Source organism: Aquabacterium sp. (genome assembly GCF_021768455.1).
Taxonomy (GTDB): Bacteria; Pseudomonadota; Gammaproteobacteria; order Burkholderiales; family Burkholderiaceae_C; genus Aquabacterium.
Window position 1 is genome coordinate 1 of sequence record NZ_JAIZVX010000122.1, and the last position, 13,186, is coordinate 13,186.

Genomic DNA, 13,186 nt, shown 5'->3' on the forward strand with positions numbered 1-13,186 from the left:
GCGCCTCGAATACCGGGGCTACGACAGCGCCGGCGTGGCGGTCGTGGTTGCCCACCACCACCTCGCAGCGCAGGCCCGGGTGGCGGGCGCGCCAGGCCTGCAGGGCGGCCAGGGTGTCGGGCGCGTGGCTTTCCTGGGCGTGCAGCAGGTCGCCCAGCACCACGAGGGTGGTGGCGCCGCTGCGCCGCAGGGCCTGGCTGAGGCGTTCCAGCGTTTCGGTGGTGGTGCCCTGGGGCACGGGCAGGCCCCGGGCACGGAACACGGCGGCCTTGCCCAGGTGCACATCGGCCACGAAGAGGGTCTGGCTGAGCGGGCACCAGGCCGCGCGTTCGGGCATGAGGCGCAGGGTGGCGCCGCCGGGCGTGGTCAGGCAGAAGTCCACATCGGGAGGCGGGCTGCTGGCCGGGCTGAGGGGGCTCATGCGTCGGAGTCTGCCACGCGGTGCAGTTCGCGCAGCAGGCGTTCCAGCCGGGTCTGCAGCTTCTCGGTGCTCAGGCTTTCGCGCAGGCGCTCGACCATCAGCGGGAAGGCAAAGGGCGAGAAGCGCGGGAGCTCGCGCACCTGCCAGGTCTGCTCGCGCAGGCCTTGCAGCACGCTGCGCAGGCGGTCAATGTCGAACTCCTGGCGCAGCACCTCGCGGTGGGCCTGTTGCAGCAGCAGGTTGTCGGGGTCGTGGCGGCGGAAAACCTCGAAGAACAGGCTGCTGGAGGCCTGCAGCTGGCGGGCGCTGCGCTGTTCGCCCTGGTAGCCGTTGAAGACCAGGCCCGAGATGCGCGCGATCTCGCGGAAGCGGCGCTGGGCCAGCTCGGTGGCGTTGATGCTGGCGTGCACCTCGTCGACCAGGTCGTCATCGGCCAGCAGGCGGTCGCGCCACTGGCTCAGTTCGTGAGCCGATGGCAGGGCCTCGGGCTCGGCGGCCAGCAGCTCGAAGCCGAGGTCGTTGACCGAGATCGAAAACGTGGCCGGGGCCTCGCGGGCCAGGCGCCAGGCCCAGAGCGTGGCCAGGCTGAGGTGCACCTGCCGCCCCGCAAAGGGGTAGACGAAGAGGTGGGCGCCATCGCGGCTGTGCAGGCGCTCGATCAACAGCTGGCCTGGCCTCGGCAGGGCCGACCAGCGTTGCTGCAAGGCCAGCAGGGGCCAGACGGCGCGGAGTTCGGGCTCCAGCCCGGGTGGGGTGGTGGCGCCGGGAGGCTGAGCTGCCAGCGTGTGCGCGGCCTCGTCCAGCACGGCGAGCATGGCATCGGCCAGGCGGGACGACAGCGGCATCTTGCCGCCGTTCCAGCGCGGCACGGCGGCGCGGCGGCCACTGGCCAGCTTCACCTGGGCGGTCATCTCGTGCACGCGCACCAGTTCCAGCAGGCGGCCAGCGAAGAGGAAGCAGTCACCCTTGCGCAGGCGGGCGATGAAGTCTTCTTCCACATGGCCCAGCACGGCGCCCCGCACAAAGGCCACGCGGATGTGGCCGTTGCTGACGATGGTGCCCACCGACATGCGGTGGCGGCGGACCAGGGCGGGATCGGGCAGGTGGAAGCGGCCATCCTCCCCGCGCTGGATGCGGCGGTAATCGGGGTAGGCCTGCAGGGCCTCGCCACCGCGGCCGGCAAAGTCCAGCACCCATTGCCATTGGGCGTCGCTCAGGGCGGCATAGGCCTGGGTGCCGCGCACCTCGGCCAGCAGGGCATCGGGCTCGAAGCCGCCACCCAGCGCCACGCTGACGACGTGCTGGATCAGCACGTCCAGCGGCAGCTCGGGGCTGCGCACGGATTCGACCTGGCCTGCCGCGACCGCACGGCGGGCGGCCACGGCCTCGATCAGTTCCAGGCTGTGCGTGGGCACCAGGGTCAGGCGCGAGGGCTGGCCAGGCGCATGGCCGCTGCGGCCGGCACGTTGCAGCAGGCGGGCCACGCCCTTGGCCGAGCCCACCTGCAGCACGCGCGACACCGGGGAAAAGTCCACCCCCAGGTCCAGGCTGGAGGTGGCGACCACGGCCTTGAGCTGGCCGGTCTTGAGGCTGGCTTCGACCCAGCTGCGCACGTCCTTGTCGAGCGAGCCGTGGTGCAGGGCGATGAGCCCCGACCAGTCGGGCCGCGCGGCCAGCAGGGCGTGGTACCAGAGCTCGGCCTGGGCGCGGGTGTTGGTGAAGACCAGGGTGGTGGGGGCGGATTCGATTTCGCGCACGACGGCGTCGCACATGGCCAGGCCCAGGTGCCCGGCCCAGGGGAAGCGCTCGACCTGATCGGGCAGCAGGGTGTCGATCTGCCGCTCTTTGGGCAGCTGTGCCTGGTGGAGCTCGCCCGGCCGGCCGGGGCCGACCAGCACCTCGCAGGCATGGGCCAGGTCGCCCAGGGTGGCCGAGAGGCCCCAGGTCAGGAGGCCAGGCACCCAGTGGCGCAGGCGGGCCAGGGCCAGTTGCACCTGCACGCCGCGCTTGTTGCCCAGCAGCTCGTGCCATTCGTCGACCACGACCAGGCGCACGCTGCCCAGGCGCTGGGCGGCCTCGGCCTGGGTGAGCAGCAGGCTCAGGCTCTCGGGGGTGGTGACCAGCACCGTGGGCAGGCGATCGCGCTGGCGGGCTCGCTCGGTGCTGGAGGTGTCGCCCGTGCGGGCGGCCAGCGTCCAGTGGGGGGCGAGTTCGGGCAGGGGGGCCTGCAGGGCGGCCAGGGTGTCGGCGGCCAGGGCCCGCATGGGCGTGACCCAGATCACGGTGATGGGTGGGGCCTTCGCCCCGGCACGGCCGGCCGACGCCAGCGCGGCCAGGGCACCCAGCCAGACGGCGTAGGTTTTGCCCGCGCCGGTGGTGGCGTGCAACAGGCCACTGCGGCCGGCGGCCATGGCGGCCCAGACGCACTGCTGGAAGTCAAAGGCCTGCCAGCCGCGGGCGGCCAGCCAGGCGCTCACCGCGGGGGGTGAGGGCGCCATGGCTCGGGACGCCTCAGCGCACCCAGGTCACGAAGTCGTTCAGGGCGCGGCGCACCTTCTTGAGGTTCACCAGCCAGTCGCCGGCTTCTTCGCGGTAGCCCAGCGGCAGGATCACGACCGAGCGCAGGCCCTTGGCGCGCAGGCCCAGGATCTCGTCGACCTTGTCCGGCGAGAAGCCTTCCATCGGGGTGCTGTCGACCTGCTCTTCGGCGGCGGCCACCAGCGCGGTGCCCAGGCCGATGTAGGCCTGGCGGGCGGCGTGCTGGAAGTTCACTTCCGGGCCACGCGGGGGGTAGCTGGCCAGCACGCTCTGGCGGTAGGCTTCCCAGCCCTCGTTCTTGAAGCCGCGCACCTCGTTGACCAGGTCAAAGGCGGTGTTGATGCGCTCGGGGGTGTAGTCGTCCCAGGCGGCGAAGACCAGCAGGTGCGAACAGTCGGTCACCATGCCCTGGCCCCAGGCGTGCGGCTTGATGGCGGCGCGCAGTTCGGGGTTGGTCACCACCAGCACGTGGAAGGGCTGCATGCCGCTGGAGGTGGCCGTCAGGCGGATGGCTTCCAGGATGCGCGCCACTTTCTCTTCCGGCACGACCTTGGCCGGGTCCATCTTCTTGGTGGCGTAACGCCAGTTCAACAGGTCGATCAGCTTGCTCATGTGGGGCTTTCAGGTCAGCAAAAGCCCAATGATGGCATCGAATGCGATCAACCCTTGCCTGTGCAAGGATTTTGAAAGTCTGCTCGCGCCCTGTTTTGTTAATGCGAATCATTTGCATTACGATGCGAAGCACATCAACCTCTTTGCATCGCATGATCCGCCTCGCAAGCCCTCGCAATCCTTTGACCTTGGCCGCCACCGTGGCCTCCCTCACCTGTGCACCTGGTGTGTTGTGGGCGCAGACGCCTTCGCCTGCGGCGCCTGATCCCGCCGCGGCCGACACCTTGTCCACGGTCACCGTCACAGCCCAGCCTCTGGGCTCGGAAGCAGAACGCACCGACCAACGAGACAGCTACCGCGCCAGGCGGAGCAGTTCTGCCACGGGGCTGTCTTTGAGCAACCGGGAAACGCCGCAGTCGCTCAGCACGCTGACGCGTCAACAACTCGACGACCAGGGTTTGCGCACGGTGAACGACGCCATGGCGGCCGCACCCGGGGTGACAGTCGAGAAGGTGGAAACCGACCGCACATACTTCACGGCGCGGGGCTTCGACATCGAGAACTTCCAGCTCAATGGCACCGGCCTGCCTTTCACGAACGGTTCGCTGTGGGGGGATGTGGACACCATCGTGTACGACCACATCGACGTGCTGCGTGGTGCCAACGGCCTGCTGACGGGCGACGGCATGCCTTCGGCCACGGTCAACTTCGTGACCAAAAAACCCACGGTTGCGCCCAAGGCCAGTGTGGGCGTCAGCGTGGGATCAAGGCATGCCCGCCGCCTGGAGGGCGATGCCTCGGGTGCGCTCAATGCAGACGGGAGCGTTCGGGGGCGCATCGTGGGGGCAACGGACGACCGTGATGGCCACCTCGACCGAAACCACAAATCGCTGAACACGCTCTACACCGCGTTGGAGGTGGACCTGGGCCCGCGCACCACCTTGTCGTTGAGCTGGCTGGAACAAGAGAGCAAAGCCAAGGGCCCGCTGTGGGGCGCGCTGCCCACCACGTACAGCGATGGCACGGCCACCCAATATGACAGCAGCACCTCGACGGCGGCAGACTGGACGTGGTGGAACAACAAAGAGCGCCGCTTGAGCGCGGAGTTGTCACACGAACTGGGCGATGGCTGGCGAGTCAACAGCGTGCTTTCGCACCGTGGCCAGCGCACGGACTCGGAGCTCTTGTACGTATTCGGCTCTCCCGTCGCGGGCAGCAACACGGGGCTTTACGCCTACCCATCAGCATTCAAGGGCAGCTACAAGCAGGAGATGGCAAGCGTGCAAGCCAGCGGCCCCTTTTCTTTGGCGGGGCGCCAGCATGAGCTGAGCATGGGGCTGAACTGGGGGCGGGAATCGGCCAAAGAGGCATCGGCCTACGCCGATTACAGCGGCTCGGCCTACACCGCGCTGAACGTGGACCTGGCCAACTGGGACGGCAGCTTCACCAAGCCAGAATTTGGCGACGCAACGGATGGCTCGGACTTCCAGACACATCGGCTTGGCGCGTTCGCGGCCGCACGCTTCAACGTGGCCGATTCGCTGAAGCTCATCACCGGCGCCAGGCTGATGCGCTTGAACTCTGACGGCGAGAACTACGGCGTTGCACACCACTACAGCACGACCCGCGCCACGCCCTATGTGGGCGCGGTGTGGTCGCTGACGCCAGAGCTGTCTGCCTACGGGAGCTACACCACCATCTTCAAACCCCAAACGCAGGTCAACGCGCAGCTGCAGGTTTTGACCCCAGCCAGCGGCCACAACACCGAGGTGGGGCTGAAGTCGGAACTGCTGGCACGCAAGCTCGAACTGCGGGCGGCACTGTTCCGAACGCAACTCAAGGGCCTGGCGAACGCGGGCACTTGGTCCAGCACCCTGCTGAAGACAGTGTACGAAGGTGAGGACGCAGACAGCCAAGGTGTGGAGTTGGAGGCTGTGGGCCGCCTGGGTGGTGGAGTGGAAGTAAGCGCGAGCTACACCCATCAGGACATCACCAACGCACAGGGCGAGGACACGCGCACCTTCGTGCCGCGAGACATGGCCAAAGCGGGGCTGCGTTACCAGGCCACGGACCGCCTGAGCACCACGGCTGCGGTGCGTTGGCAATCGCGCATCTACCGCGATGACAGCGGCGCCCGCACCAGCCAAAGCGCATACGCCTTGCTGGACCTGGGCCTGCAATACCAGATCAACCAGAACTGGCGCGCCGGTGGGCAACTGCGCAACGTCACCAACCAGCGCTACCTCAATAGCCTGTATTGGAGCCAGGCCTACTACGGCGCGCCGCGTTCGGGTGAGCTGACGGTGCACTACACGTTCTGAGCGGCACCATGAAAACATCGTTGTTTCGTCCATGGCTGGTGGTCTGGCACCGCTGGTTCGGTCTGGTGGCTGCGGGCTTCCTCACTGTCGCGGGGCTCACTGGCGCCGTGATCGCCTGGGATCACGAGATCGACGCGTGGCTGAACCCCTCACTCTACGAATCGCGCAGCCAGGGCACACCACAACCCGCCCTGGCGCTGGCCCGGCAACTGGAGGCGGCCGATCCCCGCCTGCAGGTAAGCTGGATGCCACTGAGCACCGAGCCTGGCCATACGCTCATGCTGTGGGTGGTGCCCCGGATCGACCCACAGACAGGGCTGGCACACGTGCTGGGCTTCAACCAGGTGGCGCTGGACCCGGTCACGGGCGAGGTGCAGGGGCGCAGAGCTTGGGGCACGGTGTCGCTCAGCCGCGAGCACATCGTGCCCTTCCTCTACAAACTGCACTACAGCTTGCACCTGCCGGAGGCGGGCGGCATCGAGTGGGGGATATGGGGGATGGGCCTTCTGGCGATGGCCTGGGTGGTGGATGCCGTCGTGGCCTTGTGGCTGTCATTCCCGAAGCTGTCGCAATGGCGGCGCTCGTTCAGCTTCCGCTGGGGGCAAGGGCCTCACAAGGTGGTGTTCGACCTGCACCGCTCCGGCGGGGTATGGGTGTGGGCCGCCGTGCTGGTGTTGGCCGTCAGCGCGGTGGCCCTGAACCTGGGCGACCAAGTGATGCGCCCGGTGGTGAACTGGTTCTCTCCCCTGACGCCCAGGGTGGCGGAAACGCTGCCCCCGGTGCCGCCAAACGCGCTGGCGACCTTGGCCCAGCATGGTGACGCGGTGCTGGCTCGTGCCACCCAGATCGCACGCGAAGAGGGCTGGAGCGCACCGCCCGGCTCTCTGTATTTGCGCCCCCAAAGCAACGCCTGGACGGTGAGCTTTCACGAGGCCGGACTCAGCCATGGCGACATGGGCCTGGGCAATGTGCAAGTGGACCTGGACGCCAGAACCGGCCGCATCCTGGGCCAGGCTGTGCCGGGCGAGGGCAGCGCAGGCGATGTGTTCTTGCAAGCGATGTTCCCCTTGCACTCGGGCCGCATTGTCGGCTTGCCTGGCCGCATCGCGGTCACGCTGCTGGGCTTGCTGATCGCGGTGCTGTGCGTGACCGGGGTGATCATCTGGGCGCGCAAGCGGCGCGCCAGGCACAGCGTGAATCAAGCCTTGGCGGGGCGGGCTGCTGCCGCAACCTGAATGGGACGGTGGGCCACGAGCCTGCCGCCCAGCGCCGCAAAGATCAACTGGAAACACAGAAACGGGGTGACTTGCGAGGCTGGGGCGCGCCCATACGCCAACACAAGCAGATGGTGGCCCGCTGTTGAAAACATGAACTACCTCCAGGTAGTCCAAGAAATCGTCTGCCCCCCCACCGGTCGTTCATCGATGCGCTGGAGGCACGCTGCGCCAATTGACGAGACGGGCAACTCTGAGCCAGATACTGTATATTTACCCAGTATTTGACTCTCCCCGCCCGGCCGTGAGCCCCACCCCCAGTCGCGCCCACCTCACCCGCTTGATGAAGATCTGGCGCTCGGCCGGTTGGCCCAGCCGCGATCCGATCGACATCGACCTGCTGGCCGCGGGCTGGGTCAGCCTGGTGGGCGAGCACCCGGCCCAGCAATGCCTGAAGCTGACCGACGAGGGCATTGCGCTGCTGGGCCAAAGCCGCCAGGCCCAGCGCCGCGCCCACAGTAGCCACGACCGGCTGGCCTTGCGCATGGCCGATCACCTGATGGCCTCGGGGCGGCTGGTGTGGCGAGAACTCTCCCTCAGGGCCCAGATCGAGGGTCAGGCCTCCACCGACATCCCGCCGATTTTGGCCAGCGAGGGCCTCTGGGCTGATGCCCAGCCGTCCCCCACCCCTGCGCAGGCCTTGGCCTCGGCCCAGTGGCGCCTCTCCCGGCCCGATCTGTTTTCCGTGCGGCGCACCAGCAACCCGGCCTACCTGCAGGCCATGGTGCACGAGGTGAAGGTCAGCCGCGCCGATCTCTTCTCCGACCTGCGCAACAAGGCCAAGCGTGCCGCCTACCAGTGGCTGTGCAGCGAGTGCCACTACGTGTTCCCCGCGGGCCTGGCCGAACCCAAGGAGTTGCCCGAAGAGCTGGGGGTGTGGGTCGTGCATGGCGACATCGAACGGGGTCAGCTCGAACTGCTGCGCCCGGCCCGCCACCAGCCCTGCACCTTGCCCTTTGACGTGTGGATGGCGATGGCCCAGGCCACGCCGGTTCAAGCCGCCCTGGCACCCACGCAGGCCGAGCTGACCGAGGTGCAGGAGCAGGATGCCGCCTGAGGCCCATTGGGGCCCCTTGAGGCCGACACCCGGAAGCCTCACTCGGCCACGCGGATCACAAACTCCCCCGTGCCGCTGAGCGTGAGGTAGCGGCAGCTGGCCGCGTCCAGGTCGGCATCGGTGCCCAGGGCGCTGTCGAGGCTGCTGGCCAGGCTCACGGTCTGGCCGTTCACCGTGATGCGACTGCCCTGCATGGCGGCGGTCAAGGCCAGCACGCACTGGCTGCCCGCCGGCACGGTCACCGCGATGGCGCAGCGCAGGCCACTGGCGGGTGCCAGGTTCCAGCGCACGGCCACGGGCCCCAGCGGCGTGGGCAGCTGGCCGGCCGCCCAGCTCAGGTCACCGGGCATGGGCTTGCACAACCAGCGCGACCAGCCTGCCGCCAAGGGCCGCGCGCCCAGCACATGGCGGGACAAGGCCGCCGTGGGCCCGGCCGACCAGCCATGCGCCAGGCTGATGTCGGGGCCGGAGGGCACGCCCGCGTCGCTCATGGACTCCCAGGTGGTGCCGCAGGCGTGGGTGCTGTCTTCCACCATCATGCGCCAGCCCTGGCGCACCAGGGCCAGGGCGTCGCTGGCGCGGCCGGCGCGGAACAGCGCGCCCACTTCAAAGCCGCTGACCATGGGGCTGATGACGCTGCCCCAGCCCGTGTCGGTCGAGAACGCGCGGTGGCCCGATGTGGTGGCCAGTGAAGACGCGAGCTTGTCCAGCATGGCCTGGGCCCGGCTGTCATCGGCCACGCCCCACAGCACGGCCAGCGCATTGCTGTCCTGGCCCACGGTGCCGGTGAGCGCGTCGCTGATGTCGTAGACGCCGGTGCTGGCGTTGAACAGCACGCTGGCCAGGCCGTCGCGGGCCGTGGTGGCGCGTGTGGTGAAGGTGCCGGCCAGGGCGGTGTCGCCCATTGCCGTGGCCATCTCGGCCGCATCGCGCAGGGCCTTGACGTAGACCACGTTGACCAGGCTGACGTGGCCGCTCAGGGCACCACCGAACTGCGGGTGCCAGTCCAGGCCGGTGCTGCCGTCGGTGAGCAGCAGGCCGGTGCTGTCGACCAGGCTGTGGGCCCAGCTCAGCTGGCCGCTGACGGCCGGCCACAGGTCTTGCACCAGGCTCAGGTCGCCGCTGTGGCGCCAGCAGTCGGCCAGGGCCACGACCACGTGCAGCGCGTAAGACAGCGAATACCAGCGGCTTTGTGGCGCGGTGGCGGGGCTGAGCGGGTCGAGCGACATGGCCGGGTCCAGCGTGGACGCGATCTGGCCGTTGGCATCGATGTAGGCGCACAGCTGGCGCAGCGAGCCGGCCACGCACTCGGACCAGCCGGTGCCGCAGTACACGGCCGGGGCCGCGGCCACCAGGTCCAGCGAGAAGGACTGGCGCTCGCGCTTGGCGCCGTCGGTGAGCAGGGGCACGGGGTTGCTGCCCACGGGGAAGGCACGCAGCACGCTGGCCTGGTCGGCCAGACGCAGGCCCGATGCATACAGCGAGGCACCTTGCGCATCCACCACGCTGACATCGCTGACCACGGCCGCACAGGCCGAGCGGTTGAAGAAGCCAAACGAGCCATTGGGCAGGAAGCCCACCTCGGCCAGGCTGACCGTGGTGACGGCCACGCCATCGATCGACACGCTCACACCGCTGGCCGTGACCTCGGTGGCGATCACCGCCGACTGGCCCGTGGGCAGGCTGGTGGGCAAGCTGACGCGCGACAGGGTGCGCGTGCCACCGATGAAGATGCTGCCGGTTTCGATCAACAGCGTGTCGGGGTGGTCGGCGTCATCGGCCGTGCACAGGGTGAAGGCCAGGCGCGTGAGCATGGACGCGCGCACCGCCCAGCCCAGCCCACCGGCTTGCACCGTGGCATGGAACTGCACGGTGTAGGTGGACCAGGCCACGCCAGCCTGGTAGAGCGCCAGACCGGAGGGGCCGACGTTGGCGCCGTCGGTGCCCAGCACCCAGGGCGTGGGCTGAGTGCCCTGGGCCATCTGGTTGAGCTCGGCCGTGTAGGCGCCGATGGACCAGATCTGGTTGAGCAGCGCATCGCTGCTGCGGAACCAGCCGGTGGCGCTGCGGTCTGCCACGCTGTGGATGGTGACGGCGTCCAGGCCCAGCTGGCGCACGGTGACGCTGCCACTGCCGGTGAGCCACACCTTCTGCCAACGCTGGCCACCCTGCAGCACGCGGCCACGCAGCACACCGGTGGCGGTGACCGGCCAGGCCACGGCGCGCGAGGGCTCGCTGGCGATGGAGAAGCCCAGGGTCACGTCGCCGCTATCGCGGTAAGCGGCCGATTCGCTGTGCGCGAAGTGCAGCACCGGCGCGCCGGTGAAGGCCACCACCTCCAGCGTGGGGACGCCACCGGTGACGCGGCCGTAGTCCAGCATCAGCGTGGGTGGGGTGTCGGCGTCGGCCACCAGGGTGCAGGCGTCACCGCTGAGCAAGGCCGTGGCCGCGCTCACCTGGCCGCTGCTGGCCTGGATGGCCTGGGGCAGCACCAGGCCGGTGGCGGCGGCGTGGTCGAAGTTGGCGCTCATGCCCGATGGCCAGGCCAGGCCCGACTCAGAGGCGGTGGTGGCGCTGTTCCCTGCATCGCTGCCGCCGCCACAGCCACTGAGCGAACCGCCCAAGGTGCTGCCCAGGGCCAGGGCACCGGCTTGCGCACCCAGGCGCTGCAGCCATTCACGGCGGCCGAGGTTCAGTGGGGAATGGGAAGAGGAAGACTTGCTCATGCGGCCGCCTTGTGCAGTTCGGGTTGGGAAGAAGCCGCGGGCGCCGGCAGGGCGGGCGCAGCGGTGCAATGCAGGAACAGGGCAGCCCCCAGGGCCCCCAGGACGAGTGCGGCCACGCCCAGTGCGCCATAGCCCAGGCCACCCACCAGCGCACCGCCCAGGAAGGGCCCGATGGCCGAGCCCGTCATCAGCATGGCGGGCGTGGCGGCCACCAGGCGGCCCGTGGGCTCCAGGCGCGCCAACCAGCCAAAGGCAAAGGTGTGGGTGAAGATCATCACGGCCGAGAAGCTCAAGGCGGCGGCCACATAGCCTTGCACCCAGGGGCTGTTGGTCAGCACGAAGGCCAGCGCTGCTTGCAGCACCGGGCCCACCATCAGCACGGTGCGCACGCGCCAGCGCTGCTCCAGCCAGGCGGCCAGCGGGGCGGGCACCAGGTTGATCAGGCCCAGGGCGATGAGCACGCCACTCATGGCGCCAGTGTCCAGGCCGTGACCGGCACCGATGCGCTCCATGAAGCTGAAGACAATGGCCTGCACCAGGGCCATGCAGGCCACACCGGCGGCACCGGCCCAGGCCCGCGCACCGAAGGCCGCACGCTCATGCGAAGGCACATGCTGCGCATCCGCCGCACCGGCGGGGAAGGCCACGGCGCAGGCCAGCGCAGCCACGCCCATCACACCGGCAAACAGCAGGAACAAGGTGCCCGGGCCATGCGCCGCGATCAAGCCGGGCGAGGCGCCCAGGAACACGGTGGCAAACAGGCCCAGCGCCAGGCCCGCCCAGGCAAAGAGGCGGTGCGGGTGGGCGCTGCGGCCAATGGCGCCGTGCGTGAGGCTCAGGCCCAGTGCCGCGCCGGCCCCGGCCACCGCGTGCCACAGCGCCAGCTCGCCAAACGAGGGCAGGCGCGAGGCCATGAGGAAGGCCGCTGCCGCCATGGCATAGCCAAAGGAGGCCAGCAGCGGCCCCGTGCGGTGCGACCACCACCGGGCCGTGGCCAGGCTGGTGAGCACGGCCCCCAGCAGGAAGAGCGTGGCCAGGCCGCCCGCGTGGGGCGCGTCCAGGCCGTGGCCGCTCATCAAGGTGCCCACCCACACGGGCAGGGCGACGAGGTCGATCATGCCGGCGCAGTGCGCCACCAGCAGGGCGACACGGGCGGGCAGGCGTTCGGTGGTGTGCATGGTGCGGGCTCCTTGTGGCGTGCCGTGCGTCAGAACCAGTGGCGCAGGCCGATGGCCACGCCCTTGACCGAGCCGTTGGCCGGCACGGACAGGCCTTCGGCCACGGCCAGGGACGACAGGGCGGCACGGCCGTTGAAGCCATCACCGCTGTCGCTGATGCGGCCGGCGCGCACATAGGCCGTGGTGCGGCGCGAGAAGTTGTAGTCGGCACCCAGGTTCAGGTAGTTGTTGCGGCCGGTGCCCTTGTCGATGCCCACGTAGTAGTTCTGGCCGTTGTCGCGGGCCTGCCCCACCTGCGCCACCAGCTTGACGGCGGGGTTGAGGTTGTAGGCGCCGCCCAGCATCCACATGTCGGTGCGCGGCGTGGTGCCCGAAGGCAGTTCATTGCGCTGCGTCCACAGCATGCCGCCCACTTCCCATTCGCGCGTGCGGAAGACGAGGCTGGCGTTGAGCAGCGTCTGGATGGCGTCGCCGCCTGCATCAAGGTGCTGACCGCTGTTCTGCCAGCTCAGGCCTGCGGCCCAGGGGCCGGCCATGTAGGTGGCCAGCACAGCGCGCTGGTTGCGCAGGGTGCCGGCGCCCACGATCTGCGGGGCGTACTGGCCGGGGGTGGCGCGGCCCTTTTCTGCCAGGGTGAAGGCCGCGGCCACGCTGAAGCCTTGCCACATGGGCGTGCGGTAAGAGATGGCGTTGTCCCACGGGTCCTGGTCGAGGTTGGCCAGGCGCATGGCCAGCGCGGGCGAGTACTGCGAGAGGTGGTCCACGTCGAACATCAGGTAGCCCTGCTCCATCAGCGACTGCTGGCGGCCCACCTTCAGCTCGCCCACCTCGCGGCTGCCCAGCGTGAGGTGCGATTCGCGTGCCCAGGTCTTGCTGGTGTTCACCGAGGCGCCGGTGTCCACGCCGATGCCCATCTCCAGGTTGATGCCGGCGCGCAGGCCGCCCCCCAGGTCTTCGACATCGCGGAAGCCCAGGCGCGAGGGCACGTGGCCCACCTTCTGCATCAGCGTGACGCTCTGGCCCTTGCTGTCGCTGAGGTGCTCCACGGCCGCGTCGATG

Annotated in this window: 10 protein-coding genes; 4 read left to right on the forward strand and 6 right to left on the reverse strand. The window is 69.3% G+C overall.

Annotated elements, in window-relative coordinates; all coding sequences use genetic code 11:
- From QZ994_RS14875 to QZ994_RS14885, 3 genes are all read right to left on the reverse strand, one after another.
- Positions 1-421: metallophosphoesterase (locus tag QZ994_RS14875; RefSeq protein ID WP_290873259.1), on the reverse strand; the 421-nt coding region annotated here is incomplete at its 3' end.
- Entirely contained in the window at positions 418-2,919 is a 2,502-nt protein-coding gene (locus QZ994_RS14880) for a ligase-associated DNA damage response DEXH box helicase (RefSeq protein WP_290873262.1), read from the reverse strand. The genes QZ994_RS14880 and QZ994_RS14875, both read right to left, overlap by 4 nt.
- 13 nt (positions 2,920-2,932) lie before the next feature.
- Positions 2,933-3,571: an NAD(P)H-dependent oxidoreductase gene (locus QZ994_RS14885; RefSeq protein WP_290873265.1), complete on the reverse strand. Its 639-nt coding sequence runs from the start codon at positions 3,569-3,571 to the stop codon at positions 2,933-2,935.
- On the opposite strand from QZ994_RS14885, the gene QZ994_RS14890 reads away from it, so the two are divergent.
- From QZ994_RS14890 to QZ994_RS14905, 4 genes are all read left to right on the forward strand, one after another.
- Positions 3,570-3,836, forward strand: coding sequence for a hypothetical protein (locus QZ994_RS14890; RefSeq protein ID WP_290873268.1), 267 nt, complete (start codon positions 3,570-3,572; stop codon positions 3,834-3,836). The genes QZ994_RS14885 and QZ994_RS14890 overlap by 2 nt on opposite strands.
- Positions 3,837-3,855: 19 nt before the next feature.
- Positions 3,856-5,892: a TonB-dependent siderophore receptor gene (locus QZ994_RS14895; RefSeq protein ID WP_290873271.1), complete on the forward strand. Its 2,037-nt coding sequence runs from the start codon at positions 3,856-3,858 to the stop codon at positions 5,890-5,892.
- A gap of 8 nt (positions 5,893-5,900) precedes the next feature.
- Complete coding sequence (locus QZ994_RS14900) at positions 5,901-7,127, forward strand: PepSY domain-containing protein (protein ID WP_290873274.1); 1,227 nt, start codon at positions 5,901-5,903, stop codon at positions 7,125-7,127.
- A 283-nt stretch (positions 7,128-7,410) separates the two neighbouring features.
- Complete coding sequence (locus QZ994_RS14905; RefSeq protein ID WP_290873277.1) at positions 7,411-8,223, forward strand: hypothetical protein; 813 nt, start codon at positions 7,411-7,413, stop codon at positions 8,221-8,223.
- 38 nt (positions 8,224-8,261) lie between these two features.
- Here QZ994_RS14905 and QZ994_RS14910 read toward each other — a convergent pair whose 3' ends face one another.
- The 3 genes from QZ994_RS14910 to QZ994_RS14920 all read right to left on the reverse strand — a co-directional run.
- Positions 8,262-10,949, reverse strand: coding sequence for an alpha-L-rhamnosidase C-terminal domain-containing protein (locus QZ994_RS14910; RefSeq protein WP_290873280.1), 2,688 nt, complete (start codon positions 10,947-10,949; stop codon positions 8,262-8,264).
- Positions 10,946-12,127 carry an MFS transporter gene (locus QZ994_RS14915; protein ID WP_290873283.1) on the reverse strand — a complete coding sequence of 394 codons (1,182 nt, stop codon included), beginning with the start codon at positions 12,125-12,127 and terminating at the stop codon, positions 10,946-10,948. Before QZ994_RS14915 ends, QZ994_RS14910 begins: the two co-directional genes overlap by 4 nt.
- Before the next feature lie 29 nt (positions 12,128-12,156).
- The coding region (locus tag QZ994_RS14920; protein ID WP_290873286.1) for a porin at positions 12,157-13,186 on the reverse strand (1,030 nt) is incomplete at its 5' end.